Raw genomic sequence first — 18,734 nt, 5'->3', positions numbered from 1 at the left:
CACAGATCAGGGCGGCCCAGGGCCGCTGCGATCTGAAGTGCCGAGGACGCGATCAACAAGACAGCGAGACCAATGAGCAGCGGGAAACACGGTCGATATTCGAGCAGCCACAGAGCCCCCCGCCCGCAGCTCGTACGCAAGTCGATTTGGTTCAGTTCTCGGGGTGATGGGGGCAGTTGGCATTGGCGCAAGGGATGACTGACCTTGCACTAGCTCGGGTCTCGGGGTCTGTTCGGCAGCGCACTTTAGGAGAGCACTGCAAGCTTGAATGGATAGTCAAGCAGGCCAGATCCGGTCGGTCCTGAGGCGCCGCAGCGGGGCGGAACACCAGGCGACGTGGAATAGATAGCGGCTGCCTAGGCTGCACCCGGACAGCTCGCCGCCTGGTGCGGCCTCGGACAGGCTCGGTTTATGCCGCAAAAGCTCCCGGTGAGGCACGAGGGGACAGGCGCTCCAAGTCAGTTCAATGCAGCGCCTGTCGCGGCCCTGAGCACACAGGGCCGCCGCTAGCGCCGCACCCGCCCCGCGAGGCGGAAGATCCGGGCATGGGCTGGCCAGGACCTCGCCCAGGCGAACTGGCGAGCCCTTGCGCAACGTGGCACCTTCTCGCGCACAGCGCGAGGGCGGAGCGGCCCGGCACCGGGCGTGGCGGGTGCCAGGGGGCCGATCTGGCAAGCCAGTTCGGCAGGCGGGCCGTTCACGCGAAGCGGGAAGGAACCAGCCCGCCGACCCCTGGCACGGGTACGGGCCGCATGGCTTAAGCGAAAGTTCCTCCCCAAGCTCGGGCCCAAGTTCTACCGCGACAAACAGCAGCGGTATCACATCCCGTGCAGGCGGTGCCCGGAGCCAACCCACACCACGTGCCGGACAAGCGACCAGGCGCGCAGATAGATAATTTTGCCGTAATCAGGAGCTTATAAGCTCCTGATTATAACAAAGACAGCATTTGCCCCTACTTGGCTGGGCCAGCAGCGACGCGAAGGTCATAGAAATTTACTCGTATCTTTGTCTTGAATTCCCTCAATCGAGGGAACGAAGGGGCTCAAGATCTTGACAGTATTTCGAATCAACATCATGCTATGAGGCATAAATGCCTCATAGCACGACGAACGACTGGTTCCTATGAACCGAACTCGCATACAGATCGCCAAGCCAGACATCCTGGCGTTTTTCAGCGAGGAGATGCCTCCGATCCTGAGGGAGCGGCAGATTGCGTCCGCCCTGGCGCAGCAGCGCAAAGGGTGGCGGTTGGCCCAAAGCACCACGCTCACTGCCTTCATCGAGTTTCTGCTCAAAAGCGGGCGGCTCAAGCGGCACAAGTTCGACTTCCCCAACAGGCCGGAGACCGTGTACACCTGGGGCACACCTGCGACGATGGAGCTGCTGTTGCACCTCAAGGCCAACAGCTACTTCAGCCACTACACGGCCCTGCGCATGCATGGCCTCACAGAGCAGGTTCCCAAGCTCGTCTACATCAGCCACGAACGGTCAACCCCGTCCTCGACGGGCGACGACATCACGCAGGCGGCCATCGACAAGGCCTTCCGCCAACCAGCTCGAGTCAGCCAGAACGCGGTGGACTTCGGGGAGCTTCGCATCGTGCTCCTCAACAGCGCAAACACGGGCGAGCTTGGCGTCGTCGATCAGGAGCACCAGCAAGGCGAAGGCCACGCCGCCAAAGTGCGGGTCACCAGCATCGAGCGGACGCTCATCGACGCGGCAGTGCGCCCCACCTACTGCGGCGACGTCGCGGAGGTGGCCAAAGCGTTCGAGCTCGCCAGGGGCAAGTTCTCAGTGAACGCCCTGGGTGCCATGCTGAGCAAGATGGGCTTCACCTACCCCTACCACCAGGCCATCGGGTTCTATCTGGAACGCGCCGGCTACCGGGACGGCGTCGTCGACATCATCCGGCGCTTCCCCATGAAGCACGACTTCTACCTCACGCACGACATGGCCGACACCCGCTACGAATCGGCTTGGCGCCTGCACGTCCCCAAGAGCTTCTGATCCCAAGTCAGGGCGTCATCGCTGCCAGGACCTCGTTCGCCAGCTTGACCACATAGTCGAAGTAGAAGTCGAATTCCTTGAGGTCGTAGGCAGTGGCCATCGTCTGTCTGACGGCCTCGAAGTTCTGGCGATGGAACTCGCGCTCCTTGTCGATGTCGGCCAGCCAGGCCAGCTCGACATGCTTCACCTTGAACATCTCCCGCGTGATCTGGAGCGCCCTCGCCTGCATCAAGGTCAGGCCCAGCTCCTCGACCAGCACGTAGATGTCGATGAAATCGCGAGCGCGCGGCGCGCCCGGCCGTGAGCGCTTCACCACCGGACCGTAGACCTCCATCTGCTGACAGATGGCCCGCAGCTTCTCGCAGGCGATCATCGTTGGCGAGTAGACAAAGATGCGGTAGCCATCGACCTCGGCGGGCTCCTTGTCCTCGACGTACTCGAAGCGGCTGATGTCGATACTGAACTTCGTCCCCTGCCCGATGTTCAGCGCCGATTTCCGCAGCTTGTCCATGTCCTGCTTCAGGGCCTCGTACTGTTCGGTCGGGGCGAGCTTGAACTCGATGTCGTAACCGCCCCAGAAGCCGGCCAACTCGGGCGAGACCTGCGCGGGCTTCTCCGACATCTTGAAGTCGAATGGCTCGTACCCCGCGACCCGAAAGGTCTGCTGCAGCGCACGCACGATCTTGGCCTGGACGCCATCGACCCCGCCTTCGAAGTCCCTGGCCATGGAGAAGTCCAGGTCGATGGACTGGCGGGACGTCAGCTTGTGGATGAGGGCCATGGCGTTCCCGCCCTTGAGCACCAGTTCGTCCATGAGATCGTCGTCAGAGAACATGGCGGCGACGGCGAGCCGCTTGATCTTCGCGAGCGTCTCCAGCTCGGCGTCCTTGACCTTGGCCATTGTCTTGCCCATAGCCTTGCCCTTCGCCCTGGCCTCACCTTTTGCCATGCACGCCTCGCCTTCAGCGGTCGTCGATGTCCGGCTCCATTCTCGGAGCTTTGGCGGCCAGCGCAGCACGCGCCCCCAAGGAGGTGCATACCGCGCAGCAGCGCATGCCAGGGGTCGCAGCCACTGCAGGCATGGGGCTCAGAACACGCCAGCGTCCACAGCAATGCAGCCAGGCGCAGTGCAAGGCCACGAATCCCGGCGATCGCGGCAGGGACGAGGGCGCTGAATTTTGCTGAATTTCAGCAGCTAGAACCGAGCTGTCCGTGCCTAAACTGAATGGAACAGGACACGGGAGCACAACATGCAAGCACATCCACACAGCGTGTCGTCGAGTCTGACGCCCCAGGCTTTGCTGCGCCTACCTAAGGTCATGAACACCACCGGGCTGGGTCGATCCACGATCTATCGCATGGTCGCCAAGAAGCAGTTTCCCAGACCGATCAAAATCAGCGTCAGGGCCGTCGCATGGCGCCAGACAGACATTGCCGATTGGATCGAAGCGCGCACGCCAACTGCCTGATCAACCGGCGTCAGCAACCGAAAGACCTGCATCCCGACTCGCCTGCCATGCATCCAAGTCCACGCACAAGCTTGCGGTGAGCGTCTCCATCAGCACGATGGACAGCAGCGTGCCCTGTTCGATGCGAGTTCGGGAGCTCAGCAAGCGCAGACGAGCAAGCAAGGCCCGCAGCGCTTCGACCGTCTCAAGAACCTCCGCTGGTGGCCGACTCAAGCTCATCGAGAGCACGACGGCCTGCGACCGTTCGGCCACATCCCTGGCTATGATCCGCACCGTCTCCAGGCGGGATTTCGCGAACGCCTTGGGAAGCACCACGGCCAGCGCGTCCACGTCTGAGACCAGCTTGGCAACCCGTGACTTCAACGCTTCACTCGACACCGCCAATACACTGGCATCTGGTACTGCACCCATGTGGGAAGTGTAGCCATTGCGCGGCGCAGTATCGCCAGCAGCGCGACTCGGCGTCAGTCTTCAGCCGAAGGCAAGGGCGACGCAGCAGATGCCTACGCATGATCTTTTCCGGGGATGCTTCGCATCAAACCTGCCCTGCGCAATTCCGCCACGTCCTGAAGAACCCGCTGGAGTGGCATCGCAAGCAGCTTCCTATCCGAGACATGAGACCGGCGGCGGGCCATCTGCACGCTCAGCGTGCCTTTGCTGCAGCCGTAATGTCGTGCGACAAATGCGGAGGAACACAGCCGGCAATCGGCCGCCATGCAGGCGACCAGGGCGCGAGCCCTGACCTTCAGCCCGCGGGGACATGTCGGCGTATCGAGCCTGCCGGATGCATCGATCTTGGCACACACCCAGGCCTCCAGCAGCGACAGCGCGCCTTCGACGCCATAGCCGCCGCCTGCGGCGATCAGTGAGGCCGCCATGGGATCAACAGCTCGGCGAGTGGCTGCGGCAGAGGCAAGGCTCTGCTGCGTCGCCGGCTCCTCAAGGCCCCGTGTGAGCTCCCACACGCGCCACGCTTCGTCAGAGGGTCGCGCACGCAGCGTGGCATCGAGCGCCGCGCGCGCCACGGTGATGAGCTCTCCATAGAGCGACAGCAGCGGCTTCGCATCGAAGCCCTCACCGGACTTCAAACCCGTGACGACGCTCAGTGCCGCGTTCGGGTAACGCTTCGGCCGTTTGCACAGGCCCAGCTTGACCGGGCGCCATGCCAGCATGAGGATCTCGCGCCGCAAGGCCTGTCTGGACTCGAGGGGTTCGGCACGGCACTTCGCAGCGAAGGCCGGCCCGCGTCGTACATGGGCCGCGCGGACCCACCGCGACAGGATGTGGCTGCAAGAACGCATGACGCCCACGATGCCGTCCCCGTCGTCGATGCGCGCGACGATGTGGATCTCGGTCGGCATCAGCACGTAGTACAGCAGCTGCCGCCCCGACTGACGGTGCGCAGCAATCAGTCGCTCCCGGATCCTCTCGGACGTGCGCTCGTGGGCGAGGAAGTCGCGGCCTGGAGCCGCCTGCCAGCTCAAGCTCCAGGTTTTCTCGAGGGCACTCGCCTCGCCCTTTGGCTTTTCTGCTCCCATGGCGGTAAGACGAAATCGCAGGCCTGCTGCACCCCACTTTCTTGTAAGCGATTGAAACACCCGCTGCGGCGATCCACTCGGTGCCCATGCCGAGCCACCGAAATCGAACCGAAACACCGTCGTTGCGAAGTTAGGGGCTCCCCTCGAATTGAAGCTCTTCTCCAGCGGTGGATCGCCCAGGACCAAATCAAACGCCCAAGATCGCCCGCCATGAACTCTCGACGGCCCCGCCAGCCGGCATTACCTTCATTTCGCCCGACGCCTGAAACGCCGAGGGCAGTTCGAGTCTCAACCTGAAGGAGTTCATCATGGACAAGCAAGCGCAAGCGGCACCGGAGCCGCAACTCATCGACCTGGGCGACGCGAAGGCACTGACGCAGGGCCTCCCGCAACCCAACTCGTACGAGGACAGCGTCGAGATCGAGGGGAAGAAGGTCCCCTGAACGGCCACGGCGTGCGTCATCAATGTCCGACGCACGCCTGAGGCCACAAGTGCCGCTGCGGTCCACCATCGCGATCTCCCTCGCGACGCGGCCGCGGCGGCCGATCAGATTGATCCACCAGCGGGAGGCCCAGATGATCCACGTCGGTGCTCCCCACGAGCTGACCTTGGCGAGCCATGTCCGTGCGTGCGCATGCGATGGTCAGGTCATCCTCCTCGACCTGCGTCGCAGCCGCTACCTCGGCATCGGTGGCCCCGCCTCGCAAATGCTGGCCCAAAGGCTCCAGGACTGGCCGATCACGGCGCAGCACAGCGGCACCTCCCTCAGCTCCTCGGCCACGGCCGCCCTGCTGCACCAGCTCGTCTCGCAGGGTCTGGTAGTGGACGCCACGACCACCTGGACAAGAAACACCGGCATAAGAAACACCGATATCAGCAGTGCGTTCCACACGCGCCCGGTCGACAGCATCGAAGAAGCGACGTCGACCATCGAGCTGGATCAGGACCTGGGTCATGGCCTGACCTCGGCCCCAGGCAAGCCACATCGGACGACCGTGCACATCCGGCGCTCGCTGCGCTTCGTGCGCAGCGTGGCCACCGCCGCCTGCTGGATCCGTTGCCGCACCTTGCAGGCCATCACACGCGATATTGCACGACGGCGGACCCAACTCCAGGGGTCGCGTGCAGAACGCAAGGAGGCTCCCGAAGCCGACGAAGCCATCGAGGCGATGAAGCCAGCCCTGGCGGCCTACGATGCCCTGCGGCCTTTCGTGTTCACCGCTCGCGACGAATGCCTGCTGGATTCCCTGGCCCTGCTCCACTTCCTGTCGCATGAGGGCCTGGCCCCACGCTGGGTTCTCGGCGTCAGAACGGGACCGTTTGCTGCCCATGCCTGGTTGCAGGAAGGTTCGACCGTGCTGAACGACCAGCACGAGTATGTCCGGCAGTTCCGACCCATCCTGGTCGTGTAGCACCGGGCAGCGCCACTATGTTCCGGTACCTCGCCCTGGTGTGGAACGCGTCCCAGCCAAGACCGTCCGCCTCCGCACAACGGCTCGGAAGCATCTGGCAGCGGCAGACGGACTGGCGCTCCGTGCTGCGCCGACCGGGCCTGCAGGTGTTCACCACGGGTGAACGGCCTGGCATCAACGAAGCCCAGGTTCTCCATGGCGGTCTCGGCCTCGTGCTCGGCAAGCTGTTCCGCCGCGTCGAATTCGATGCCACGCCAGCGCCCGGCGCCACCCTCAGCGAAGCGGATACCGAAAGCATCCTGGACACCGGCGGCCGCGCGCTGGTAGAGCAATTCTGGGGTCGCTACGTGGCCTTCCTGCCAGCCCCTACGGACGCCACCCTGATCCTTCGCGATCCGAGCGGCTCCCTTCCCTGCTTCAAGCTTCGGCATGGCGACGTCTGGATCTACTTCTCGTGGCTTGAGGACGCACTGCAAATCACCGCCGCGACCGGTGGAGAAGGAGAAACCGCAAGCCCTGCGGCTTGGACGGTGAACTGGGACGTCCTGGCTCACCGCTTCCTGTACGGCGCTCAGAATGGTCGCGAAACCGCCCTCACCGAGATCACCCAGGTCTTGCCCGGCGAACTGCTGGACTCGCAGGCCGGAACGTCCACGCTGCTGTGGAGCGCCGTGAGTCACGCACGGGCGGCCGCAGACCGGGATGGCATCGAAGCGGCGACCCTGCTGGGCCACGCCGTGCGCTCGTGCACACGCTCGTGGGCCAGCTGCTACGACACCCTGCTGCTGCGGCTGTCCGGTGGCGTGGACTCCTCGATCCTCGTCAACTGCCTCGCGGCCGGCCACACACCGGCCGACGTGGTCTGCATCAACTACTACTCGCCCGGCTCGGACACGGACGAGCGGCGCTACGCGATGCTCGCGGCCGGCCAAGCCGGACGCGATCTGCTCACCCGCGAGCGTGATCCTGCCTTCCGCATCCAGCGCGTGCTGGAGTCGGCCCGCATGCCCAACCCTGTCACCTATGTCGGCGCGATGAACGCAGCCACCGACGCCAAGCTGGCAGCGGCCTACCGGGCCAGCGCGATGTTCACCGGCGCCGGGGGTGATCCGCTCTTCTATGAGATGGCCAGCTGGTGGCCGGCGGCCGACTATCTGCGCGACCGCGGCTGGGACACAGGCTTCCTGCCTGCGGCCCTGGACGCGGCCCGCGTCGGCCGGGTCTCGCTCTGGCGCTGCCTCAAACTCGCCACCCGGGAGCATGTCAAGCCCGATCTGGCCGCGAGGACAGCAACGACTCGAGCCGATTGGCTGCCCGGCGATTTCGCTCATGACCGGGTGGATGGGCTTCGCTTCGCACACCCGGAACTTCGCGCAGCGACCGATCTCCCGATCGGCAAGTACATGCAGACCGCCGCACTGATGCACCCGATCGGCTACTACGACCCGTTCGAGCAGGCGGCTGCGCCCGAGGCCGTCCACCCGCTGTTCTCCCAGCCCCTGGTGGAGCTCTGCCTTCGGTTGCCCACCTACCTGCTGATTCGAGGTGGGCGTGGCCGGGCACTGGCCCGGCGCGCCTTCGCCGCCGAGCTGCCAAAGCAGATCGCTGCCCGCAGGTCCAAGGGCGGCACCGACGACCACATCAAGGCAGTGCTGCAGAACAACCTCGATTTCGTGCGCGGACTGCTGCTCGAAGGCCACCTCGTCCGCCGCGGGTTCATTGATCGGCCCCGTCTGGAGGCAGCCCTGCGCGGGGATCCCACGACGCTGGACTGGTCGCCCGGTCTGATCCATGAGCTGGTCGCCGTCGAAGCCTGGCTCACACGCTGGCTCGGCTAGCAGCAGCCTCTCGCGAACTGGGGAACGCGGCATGCCATCGCTGAAGGAACTCCGGGAACTCCGCTCAGCGCTGATGGTCCTGTGCGAAGGCCTGGACCGATCCATGGCTTGGCGCCTCGCGGGTGCGAATGCACTGGCGCTGCTCGGTGGCGTACTGGCCGGATTGGCGCCTCTGGCCCTGAAAGAGCTGATCGATGTCGTGAGCCGCCAGCCCAGCGACACCAACAACCGTGCCACCGAGCCGTGGGCATGGATCTCGGCGCTGGGCATCGTCTATCTGCTCTGCCTGAGCGCCGCGAGGCTCGCGTCCGAGATCCGCCCCTTCCTCGTCGGGGGCGTCGAGCAGCGGCTCTACACGGGCTTGCGGGTCCGCTACTTCACGCACCTGCTGGACCTGCCGCTCTCCTTCCACCTGGCTCGCCAGAGCGGCGCCATGGGTCAGCGTCTTCAGCAGGCGGTCTCCGGATACCAGCTCATCCTGGCCAGCCTCGTCCACGGCTTCATTCCCGTCCTGGTGGAGGGGGTGACCGTGGCCATCGTGCTGCTCACCCTGGGCCAGCCCGCCCTGGCCGCCACCTTCGTGCTCACCGGCATCGCACTCGCCCTGGCGGTCGGCAGGCACATGCCGCAGCTGCGCATCAGCGCACGCGCGGTCACGGGCAGCATGGTCGATCTGCAGGGCTTGATGGCGGACAGCCTGATCAATTACGAGCCCATCAAGTGCTTCGGTGCCGAGAGAGAGACCCTGAACCGCTTTGGTGAGCAATGCCTCGCCCTCGAAACCCACTGGCGGGACCTGCTGCACCGGCGCCTCGCCATCGGAGCCTCGGTCACGATGGTCTTCACCCTCAGCGTCGCGAGCTCCCTGGCGATCGCGCTCCTCGCCGTGTCGCAGGGCCGATTGAGCTTGGGCGGCTTCGTGCTCGCCACGCTGTACATGGTGCAGATCATTCGACCGCTCGAACTGCTGAGCAGCGCCGCGCGCGATGCCTCGCAGGGCCTGGCCTTCCTCCGCCCCCTGCTGGAGGACCTAGGCATCTCCCCGGGCACACCCCCGCAGCCACCCAGGGTCCAACAGGGGAACTCGGGAGGCGAGCCGGCCAGCGCTATGCACACGATGAGCGCGAAAGGCATGGCCATGGCCTCGCCGGTCCAGGCCGGTGTCGCCGTGAGTTTTCGGGGGGTGTGCCTGGCCTATGACAGAGGCCCACCCGTGCTCCGGGACTTCAGCCTTGACGTCTCGCCAGGGAAGTCCCTGGCCATCGTCGGCGCGAGCGGCTGCGGCAAATCGTCGCTCGTTCGCCTGCTGCTGCGGCTCCAGGAGCCCGATGCAGGGGCCATCACCCTGGCGGGAACCCGGATCGATGCGATACCCGTCGACGAACTGCGCTCGATGATCGCCGTGGTGCCGCAAGACCTGGCCCTGCTCAACGGCACGGTCGCGGCGAACATCGCACTCGGCATGGGCAGCGCGACACGCGCCAGCATTGCGAATGCCGCGCGCCTCGCCAAGCTGCATGACTTCGTCGCCGCCCTCCCCTGCGGCTACGAGACCGTGATCGGCGAGCGCGGGCTCAAGCTGTCAGGTGGCGAGCGTCAGCGCATTGCGATCGCCCGAGCGATCCTTCGGCGCCCCCGCCTCTTCATCCTCGACGAGGCGACCTCGATGCTCGATGCCCACACCGAGCAAGAGATCATGCAGAACCTGCTGGCGCTCTCGCAAGGGCGCACCCTGATCCTGATCGCTCACCGACTCGCCACCATCCGGCATGCCGACGACATCGCCGTGCTGGCGGGCGGCGCCGTCGTAGAAAGAGGCGCCCACGCCACGCTGATGGCGCTAGGCGGCACCTACGCGGCGATGTGGCAGCACCAAACGGCCGCGGAACGCAGGTGCTGAGATAAACCGTGCTTCGATTTCAGGAGTCGCCGCCACCACGGCAGCCTGAGGAGATTCGGAGACTTTCAGAAAAGTTTGACAAAAAAACATAAACTCTTTGCAAATCAATTAGATAGCTCTCTACAATCTTGTCATGGGCAAAGAGATTCTGAGTCTCATTCGTGCATCCGGAGCCTCCGGAATGGCCCCGGACATGCTGATGACGTCCCTTGAGGAGCGGCTGAGCCGTTCCACGCTCAATCGCCAGCTTTCGGCGCTCGTTGCCGAAGGAAGCATCAAGCCGCTCGGGAAAGGTCGGTCGACGCGCTACGTGAGCACCACGCCCTTCTCGCGCGCAGAGGTCGACGCCTACTTTGCCCGGCCGGCGGCCGAACGTCCACTGGCTCCGTTCCGGGAGGAGTTGCTTGATCCGACTCCCAACATCGACCCGGAACGAGCATTGCGATGTACGCAAATCCAGGGCCTGGCCCACAAGCCGGACCGAAAGTACCTCGCTCAGTTCCTCGTCCTGTTCGCATGGTCCTCGTCCTTGCTTGAAGGAAGCACGTACTCGGAGTTGGATACGGAGGCGCTGATCAAGTATGGGGAGAGGAATCCTGACAAGCCGATGGAGGATGCGCTCCTCGCCCTGAATCACAAGCTGGCAGGCCAGTACCTGTGGGATCACCGTGAGTTGTCGATGGAGACGGTGTGCGCGATGCACGACCTCCTGACAGACGACCACGGGATCATGGCGGAGGGTGAGTCGGACCACTTCCTGCCTAAGGCGCAACGTGGGCGGCCTCGAGAGTTCGAAGACGTGAACCTGGCGAACTCCGCCTACATTCCGCCCTTCCGTCCTGGCACAGGTCACGCCCAGGCAGTGCTCCAGCAGATCATCGACACCTCCAAGGGGCTCCCGCCGTTGGAGGCTGCGGTGTACCTGCTGACGCGGATCGCCTACGTGCAGTCGTTCGCGAACGGCAACAAGCGCACCTCGCGCATCGCGGCCAATGCGCCACTGCTCGCGGCGGGTTTGGCGCCCTTCTCCTTCGTCGACATCAACAAGGCCAGCTACATCCGAGGCATGGCGGCCTTCTACGAACTCGGCTCCTTGCATGTCATCGAGCAGGCTTTCATTGAAGGCTACGCGCGATCGATCGTGCGTAGCAGCAACCTGCCGGCCGCACTGCGAATTCAGAATGACGACAAGCAGTTGGTCGAGCAGTTGGTCGACTACGTCAACTCCGGCAAGCGCAGCCATGGCGACCTGCTGCGCGACTTCCTCACCCCCGGCGCAGGGTCTTGAGTGGAAGCGCCAGTGGCTGCATCAAGGGCGCCCAGCCCAACTCGGCTGCCTTAGGCGTCCCTTTTTTAGCCCGACCCGCCAATTCTCCAAGTGGTGCGGCCGGCGGCAGTCCGAGGGGGCCCGCCACCCAGGCCGAATGGACCGCTCATCGCCGGTATGCACGATGAGCGACCAGTTCGCTCGAAGGCAGGGCCGAGCACCAAACCGCCACTGAGGGGGCACCCAGCCCGATTGAATGTCAACTCAAGCTTGACCGCGCCGGGAGTCAAAGGGCCTTGCGGATGCACCGCGGCTTGGCATCGGCCTCAACCTTCATCAATGCCATCTGGTCCCAGCGCGCGTACTGCGCCTGCAGGCCTTGCATCGTCTCGCCAGGGATCACCGGCGCCAACCGCTTCTCGCCCTTCAGCCAGAAACGGTACCAGTCCACATTGCCTTGCAGCGAGATCATGCGCTCGCTGGGTCGTGACAGCGCGTGGCCGCCGTCCGGGAACTTGAGCATCTCGACAGGCCGGTACTGCCGTCGCAGCAGCGCGTAAATGTCGGAGTTGTTCTTCGCCTCGGCGCCGTACGACTCGATGCGCAAGGCGGCCCGGATGCAGTCCGTGTGCAGCGAGGGATCGTTGCGGATCCAGCGTTCCCGCGTCTTGCCGAAGGGCGGTCCCTGGTTGCCCTCCTCCTTCGACTTCAGCGTGCTGTCGGCGAAGGCATAGGTGATCGTCAGCGAGTACAGCGTGTTGACGTCGCCGTCCAGGATCGTGGCGGCACGGATCGGCGCGTCCGTGAAGGTGATCAGGTTCTGCACCCGCACGCCAGTCGCGCTCCAACCCAGGATGCCGATCCGATCCCGGTCCACAAGGCCCTGCGCCACCAGCGCATCGATGGCGCCGCTCACACCATCGGCGAACGCAACGATCGAGCCATGCTCGTCCCGAGGTGCCCCGGTCGCCGCTCGCCACGGCAGCGCGAGCACCAGGATGCCCTCGCGCAGGAAGGCACGGCCCGCGAAACCGCTTGTCGCACCGTCGTAGTCGTTCGTCCCATCCCGATAAAAGCGTTTCGGATCGAAGCCATAGGACTGGATCACCAGCGGGTACCGCACACCGGGCTTGAAGTCAGCGGGCACCATCAGGCCGCCATCCCAGCGCCGCCCCTGACCATCCGTCCAGCTGTACTCCTTCATCGTGCCCCACTGCTCGGCCACGAATTGTGGATTGAGCTGCGTCAGGCGAATCTCGCCCCCGGACGGCCCTACCGCCACGATGTCCGCCGGCTGGTTCAGCGCCTGACGTACCTGCAGGCGCCAAGTCTGCCGGGCAGCCTTGCCCTCGCCCTTGCCACCGGGCATCCCCTGGCGCTTTGCGCCACCGTCCCCGGCACGCTTACCATCATCTGCACGCCGGGTTGCAGAAACGTCCACCGCATCTGCCACCGCATCTCCCACCGCTTCATGCCAGCGGCCATCCGGCAGGCGCTTGAAGATGCGACGCTGCTCGCCATCGATGGCCGTGAACCGGCCCTCCTCGCCGGCTGCAGCCTCCACCTTCTGCAGACGCGCCTTGAGCGCGGCGATGTGCTTCCACTCGCCGGAGGCGGGCCAGTATTCGATGATGTGGGACGCCTCAGGTGAAGCCTTGCCGGCCGCCTTGTCGGCCGCCTTTGCGCCGCCTGCGGCACCCACGGGCAAGTAGGTGCCGGCGATCACGACGGAGGTGCCACCGTTCTGCCACAGTCGATCAACGCGCTGCCGGCCTCCCGGCGCAGAGTCGTCCGGCGCGTCAAGCACGACACGCGCCTGGCCGTCGCTCGCCCGGTACGCCATCATCTGCCGCGGGGCGTAGTTCGTCGGGCGGGAGAAATAGCCGAGGGGGTCCACCGCCGCCGAAGCACCGTACTGCTTGCTGAGCTCGGCCACCTGGGGATAGACCTTGGACCAGGCCATTTGGCGCGCGGGCTGGTCCGTCGGCAACAGCACCCAGCGACCGTCTGGCGAGATGCTGGCCAGCGGCGGATAGCCAGCCCTCGGGAAAGCCTCGCCGAGCGGTCGAGCAGGCATCCGCACCCCGGCCTCCGCGACGAAGAACTGGTGCAGCCGGTCCTGCGGATAGAGATCGTCCTGCTGCCCATGGACGCTCCAGAACGACTTGGTCCCCACGATGATCGCGCGCGCGCCAGCCTCCCGCGCGGGGTTGGGCACCTGGGAGACATAGACCACCCGACGCAGATCGTCAGGCACCTCGAAACCGAGAACACTGTGGGGCGCATAGGTCAGTTGCTTGACCTCGCGGGTGATCACATCCACCTTATAGACTTGGTGCGCCTCATCGTTCATCCGCGCGCGGAACACGATGGTCCGGCTCCCGACCCAACGTGCTTCCCTCAGGGAGGGGTCCGAGTCGGCACGGTCCCTCGATGACTCCACCGCCAGCAAGAGCGATGGCGGTGCAGGAGGGGGCGCGGAGGAAGTCGGCGTACCGGCTTGCGACCTCGAGCCCTCTCGGGCCAGCGCAGCCAGGCGAGCAGGACTCACGTCCATCAAGAGGATCTCAAAGCGGTTGCGGTCCGTCGCCACATTGGCCTTGCGCGTGACGATGAACAGCTGCCCACCATCCGGCGAGACCTGGGTTTGCAGCGTCTCGTCGTCGTAGAGGACAGGCTGGATGATCCGGGTGAACTCGACCACCTCCTGGACGGTCGGGCCCACGGCGGCCGTCGCCGGCGCGGCAGGCAAGGCCAGGGGCAGCCCGGCAACCAGTGCCAGGGGCGCCAGTGAGGCCAGAGACCCCATGGATAGCTGCCGTCGGGCAGCCAGGAGCAATCGGGGCACGAGCCGGATCGACTGGGTCAAAGGCAATGACTTGAAGAAGGGTCTGCACAGCATGGGGCGATGCCGGCGCTCGGCCGGGCGTAGAAGTTGTAGGGGGCGTTGTTGGGCGCGCTGAAGGGGGCGTTGTCGGGAGCCCTGCAGAGAGCGAGGCCGGCACCGGCGCACGCCGACGCAAAGGCGCCGCGTCGTCGAGCGGGAGCCGCGCTACCAGCTCACGGACAGCTGCAGGCTCGCGTAGCGGCCGCGCCAGTCGGCCTGGGTGACGTCGTAGTACGGCGAGCTGCCGACGTACTCCGGGAGGCGGTCCGCCAGGTTGGCAATGGCCAGCGACAGGCGCGCATCCTTGACACCGCTCAGTCCAGCGCTGAGCCCGGAGCCGAGTCCGAGACGCTTCAGGTTGACCGAGGCCGCGACGTCATGAAGCCAGTAGCCGCCGAGCCTGCGTCCCTCAGCCCCTGAATCCCGGTAGGCCCCCAGGTAGCGATTCGTGAGGCCTACGCCCCAGGGGCCCTGCTCGACAGCCAGTTGGAGCCGGCCTTTCCACTTGGGAGCCCAGTAGTCGACGGCCCGCACGCCCAAGCGTGACGAAGCCGCCGCACCTGGGGTCAGCGCGACGTCGTACTGGCGCGTCCGGGTCGCGCTGGCGGACGCGGACCACTTCGTCGCGCCGCTCTTCCAGGCGTGCGCGATCTCCATGTCGGCGCCCGAGGTTTCGAGCCGCCCGTAGTTCACCTCCGAGTACAGCACCCGGGTGATCTGGCCCGGCACGCCGCCGCTTGCCGGCGCCCGGGTGACGAAGCCGGGGAACTGCGCCTCGTTGTCGACTGCGGTCTGCGGCCATAGCAGGCCAATGAGTCCATCGATCTTCACCTGCCAGGCGGTCACGCCGAAGCGCGTACCGGACAGCGACGCGGGCTCCCACACCGCCCCCAGCGAATAGGCATTGCCCTTCTCCGGACCCAGGTCCCGATTCGCGGTCCGCAGCACCTCGCCGCCGGTGACCAGGGCGTTGCCGCGCTGCGGATCCCGGATGCCATAGGCGTCGGTGGTGAGCGACACATTGTTGATGTTCATCTGCACCAGGGTCGGTGGCTTGAACGAGCTCGCGGCGGAGCCGCGCAGCAGCATCGATCGCACCGGCCGAATCTCAAGGCCTGCCTGGTAGGTGTTGGCGCCGCCGAAGTCGCTGTAGACATCTCGTCGCGCCGCCAGCGTGAGCGTGGCCAGATCCCAGGCCTTGCTCCCCGCACCGCTGGCGCCGGCCCCCTCGCGCCACAGGGGAACGCGGGCCTCGCCATAGACCGCGCTGCTGGAGCGATTCCCGCCAGAGCGAGTCCCACCGACGATCTGGCTCAGGTAGCGATCACGCGCCGCCTCGCCACCGATGATGACGTCGACCGGGCCGGCCGGCAGGTTCAGCGGCGAGCCTCGCAAGAAAGCACCGACCTGGTCCTTGCGGCCCTCGTCATTGCGCACCACACCCGGAAAGATTGCGGTCAGCACCTCGTCGCTGGCGGCGCGTCCCGCCGTGAACAGGTTGAGTGCCTGCGCCGGATCCGAGGACGCCAGGGCGGCCGTGCGTGCGGCTGCGTTGGCGGTAACGTTCCACGTCCGGTGCTGGCCGTCATCCAGCGTGGACGAGGCGGTCGCCTCCAGCTCCCAGCCCGGCAGCATCTCGCCACGCACGCCCAGCAGCGCGCGGGCAAATTTCGTGTCGCGCTGCAAGGTCTCCACACCGTTCTCCGCGCCCAGTCGGGAACTGACGCGCACCGCCACGCCGAAGGGGTTGAAGGCGTTGGAGGCAGGCACCAGCACATTGGCCATCAGGATTCCCGTCTCCTCGGCCCGCAGGCGGTCCTTGGACAGCGTCAGTTCGCCGAACGCCGACCAGCCCCCGCGAAACTGGAAATCGCCAGCCGCATGCAGCCCCAGGGTCTCGGTGCCGTGGGCCAACACATAGCCCTTGCCGGTGGCATAGGAGCTGCACAGATTGGCCTGGCCTGCCGTGGCGGCGAAGTCCGCGATGGAGAGGCCCTGGCCGGTACCGCGTGGAGGAATGGCTGCAAAGCTGGAGTTCAACCCTGGCAAGTTCGCCGATGAGTTGCTGCTCACCGTACCCGGGGTGCAATAGCGGGCACGGCTGTCGACGCCGCCCATGCGGCGATAGTCCGCGTCCAGGAAGAAGTCCCGCTCGGCCATCGTCAGCGGCGTGGTCTTGCGGTACGAGCCCAGCACCAGGTACGAGCTGGACGCGTCCCCGCCCCCTGTGGCCAGCGAAATACTGCCGTCGCCTGCGCCCTTGGCGGAGCCCACCCGTGCGTCGAGTGCGATGCCGTCGATCTGCTTCTTCAGGATGATGTTGACGACACCGGCCAGCGCATCGCCGCCATAGACGGCGGACGAGCCCACTGGCACGATCTCGACCCGCTCGACCGCCGCCATCGGGATGAGGTTGAGGTTGAAGAAGCGCGAGCCGGAGGCACCAGAAACCTGCACGCGCCGGCCGTTGATCAGGACCAGGGTGGAGCCCAGCGGCAAGCCGCGCAGCTGCACGGCGCCCTGCCCGTTCGTCACGCCCAAGGTACCTTCGCCGGGGGACATCGCCGCCTCGTTCAGGCTGCTCAGGAATCGCTCCAGCGACGGCTGCCCGCTGCGCTCGATGTCCGCCCGCGAATAGACATTCACAGGCGTTGGACCATAGGAATCGATTAGCTTGAGCCGCGTGCCGGTCACCTCGACGCGGGTCAGCGAAACCGGCGCCTCCACCAAGCTGGCGCCGCCCTTGTCGGCGGGGGTCACCGGAGACGCCTGCACGACCGGTCCGGCCGACCCACCGGCCTCTTCCATCCGGCCTGGTTTTTCGGCACCCACCGAGCCTGCCTGGCCGGCGGGGAACTGGCCAGGCAGCGCAGCCGGTGCCGGGCCTGGGGATAGACGCGCCTTGACCACGACCGCCCCACCAGGCATCTGCGTGAGCTCGAAGCCCGAGCCTTCGAGGGCCTGGGCAATCGCCTCCACCGCAGTCAACTGCCCTGACACAGCACGCGAGGTGCGATCTCCGAGCTTGACCGGATCGAAAAGAACGGACACACCGGTCTGCCGTCCAATGGCACGCAGGGAATCAGCCAGTGGTTGCGAAGGCTGCTCGATGCGATACCGCGCACCGGCTGGCTCGTCGGCAGCGCAAGCCAGGTTGCAGCCGAGCATCAAGGCCACGAACGCGCCATCACGCAGAACGCTGTGGTACGTGCTGGCTCGTGGAAGGAATTTGCCGATCATGCTTGCCTCTCATCTTGTTGTGGGGGTGAACAAGATGACGCGGCTTGCGCCGGTGACCCCCTGAGGGCTTGCCCTACTGAGGTGCCGCGAGTTCCAGCCGGCCCGCCTGCTCCCGGACCTGAAGCCCGTGAAGCTCCGCAACGGCCCGGACAAAGCCCCGGGCATCGCCGATGTCGTATGCACCGCCGACCCGGAGGCTGGCCACATTGCCAAAGAGCACGACGGAGATGGGGGAGTAGCGGTTCATCTCTGCTACTGCCTCGCCCAGCGAAACATTCTCGAAAATCGCCTTGCCGTGTTTCCAGGCAAAGAGCGGCTCCAGCGGCGGCCGATCAATCTGGACCAACGCAGGGGCGGTCGACACGGTCTGCGGTTTGGCCAGCCGCATGCGCTCACCCGGCTGCAGTGTGATCCGCTGCTGCGGCGCCATACCCGCCTCCTGCCCGGCCGAGACGGGCTGCACGGTGACCGCTCCTTCGATCAGAGCCACGGCCAGGGCGGCCTCACGGCCCTCGCGGCCCTCGCTGCTCCTGCCGGGCACACGCACCGAGAAGACCGTGCCCACCGCAATGACCTCGCTGCCCCCAGCGCGCACGACAAAGGGTCGAAGCGGATCCTTGGCGACCTCGAACATCACCTCTCCGGCATCAAGGCTCACAGTCCGCCGGGCGCTGTCAAGCTCCACGCGCACCCTCGTGTCGGTGTTCAGAGAGATACGGGTGCCATCTGCCAGCAGGACCTGTTGCTGGCCGCCGACCTCGGTGGCGTACACGGCCACGGCCAGCCATCGATGCAAGGCATAGGCTGCCACCACGACAGACACGGCCAGCAATGCCCCCAGGGGCCACCGCATCCGTTGCCAGCGGCGCTCGCGCGCGAGGGTGTCCCTCGCTTTGGCGCCTGCCATGCCGGCGACGATCTGCTCAGGTTTCATGGACGCCACATCCGTCCAGATGTCGGTGCAGCGCTCGAACGCATACCCGTGTGCCGGCGAACGTGAGACCCACTCACGAAACTTGCGATCCATCTCGGCCGAGCGGTCCGGCCCATGCAGGCGGGCAATCCAGGCCGCAGCCTCTTCGGCAACCCTGCGTGTCACGACGGGCGGCTCGCGCCCACCGTCCAGCGGGTTCTGCGCCCTGCCCTGTCTGCCCTGCCTGTCATTGGGCACCATG

13 protein-coding genes are annotated in these 18,734 nt (G+C 65.8%); 7 read left to right on the top strand and 6 right to left on the bottom strand.

Annotated elements, in window-relative coordinates; all coding sequences use genetic code 11:
- The first annotated feature begins 1,122 nt into the window (after positions 1–1,122).
- A complete protein-coding gene (locus O5M90_RS00660) occupies positions 1,123–2,007 on the top strand; it encodes a type IV toxin-antitoxin system AbiEi family antitoxin domain-containing protein (RefSeq protein ID WP_269838506.1) in 885 nt (294 codons plus the stop codon).
- Positions 2,008–2,014: 7 nt separating this feature from the next.
- Here the strand turns inward: O5M90_RS00660 and O5M90_RS00655 are convergent, their stop codons facing one another.
- Positions 2,015–2,956: a nucleotidyl transferase AbiEii/AbiGii toxin family protein gene (locus tag O5M90_RS00655; RefSeq protein ID WP_269838505.1), complete on the bottom strand. Its 942-nt coding sequence runs from the start codon at positions 2,954–2,956 to the stop codon at positions 2,015–2,017.
- Positions 2,957–3,257: 301 nt separating this feature from the next.
- Between O5M90_RS00655 and O5M90_RS00650 the strand changes: the two genes are divergently transcribed.
- Positions 3,258–3,476, top strand: a complete 219-nt coding sequence (locus O5M90_RS00650; RefSeq protein ID WP_269838504.1) for a helix-turn-helix transcriptional regulator — start codon at positions 3,258–3,260, stop codon at positions 3,474–3,476.
- On the opposite strand, the gene O5M90_RS00645 is transcribed toward O5M90_RS00650, so the two are convergent.
- Entirely contained in the window at positions 3,477–3,887 is a 411-nt protein-coding gene (locus tag O5M90_RS00645; RefSeq protein ID WP_269838503.1) for a hypothetical protein, read from the bottom strand.
- 92 nt (positions 3,888–3,979) lie between these two features.
- Positions 3,980–5,014, bottom strand: a complete 1,035-nt coding sequence (locus O5M90_RS00640; RefSeq protein WP_269838502.1) for a hypothetical protein — start codon at positions 5,012–5,014, stop codon at positions 3,980–3,982.
- A gap of 308 nt (positions 5,015–5,322) precedes the next feature.
- Here O5M90_RS00640 and O5M90_RS00635 point away from each other — a divergent pair, with 308 nt between their 5' ends.
- The 5 genes from O5M90_RS00635 (at position 5,323) to O5M90_RS00615 (ending at position 11,453) form a co-directional block, all read left to right on the top strand.
- Positions 5,323–5,457 (top strand): hypothetical protein, encoded by a 135-nt coding sequence (locus O5M90_RS00635; protein WP_269838501.1) that lies wholly within the window; start codon positions 5,323–5,325, stop codon positions 5,455–5,457.
- A gap of 22 nt (positions 5,458–5,479) precedes the next feature.
- The gene (locus tag O5M90_RS00630) at positions 5,480–6,427 is read left to right on the top strand and encodes a lasso peptide biosynthesis B2 protein (RefSeq protein ID WP_269838500.1); all 948 of its coding nucleotides are present in this window, start codon (positions 5,480–5,482) and stop codon (positions 6,425–6,427) included.
- 122 nt (positions 6,428–6,549) lie between these two features.
- The gene (locus O5M90_RS00625) at positions 6,550–8,265 is read left to right on the top strand and encodes an asparagine synthase-related protein (protein ID WP_269838499.1); all 1,716 of its coding nucleotides are present in this window, start codon (positions 6,550–6,552) and stop codon (positions 8,263–8,265) included.
- Between the two features lie 31 nt (positions 8,266–8,296).
- Positions 8,297–10,165 carry an ABC transporter ATP-binding protein gene (locus O5M90_RS00620; protein ID WP_440401770.1) on the top strand — a complete coding sequence of 623 codons (1,869 nt, stop codon included), beginning with the start codon at positions 8,297–8,299 and terminating at the stop codon, positions 10,163–10,165.
- A gap of 133 nt (positions 10,166–10,298) precedes the next feature.
- A complete protein-coding gene (locus tag O5M90_RS00615) occupies positions 10,299–11,453 on the top strand; it encodes a Fic family protein (protein ID WP_440401769.1) in 1,155 nt (384 codons plus the stop codon).
- 265 nt (positions 11,454–11,718) lie between these two features.
- Here the strand turns inward: O5M90_RS00615 and O5M90_RS00610 are convergent, their stop codons facing one another.
- From O5M90_RS00610 to O5M90_RS00600, 3 genes are all read right to left on the bottom strand, one after another.
- Positions 11,719–14,334: a hypothetical protein gene (locus O5M90_RS00610; RefSeq protein WP_440401768.1), complete on the bottom strand. Its 2,616-nt coding sequence runs from the start codon at positions 14,332–14,334 to the stop codon at positions 11,719–11,721.
- 150 nt (positions 14,335–14,484) lie between these two features.
- Positions 14,485–17,559 carry a TonB-dependent receptor gene (locus O5M90_RS00605; protein ID WP_269838494.1) on the bottom strand — a complete coding sequence of 1,025 codons (3,075 nt, stop codon included), beginning with the start codon at positions 17,557–17,559 and terminating at the stop codon, positions 14,485–14,487.
- 73 nt (positions 17,560–17,632) lie between these two features.
- A complete protein-coding gene (locus O5M90_RS00600; protein WP_269838493.1) occupies positions 17,633–18,733 on the bottom strand; it encodes a FecR family protein in 1,101 nt (366 codons plus the stop codon).
- Position 18,734 lies beyond the last annotated feature (1 nt).

The organism is Paucibacter sp. M5-1 (assembly GCF_027498415.2).
GTDB lineage: Bacteria > Pseudomonadota > Gammaproteobacteria > Burkholderiales > Burkholderiaceae_C > Roseateles_E.
This window is presented reverse-complemented; position numbering and strand designations above follow the sequence as displayed.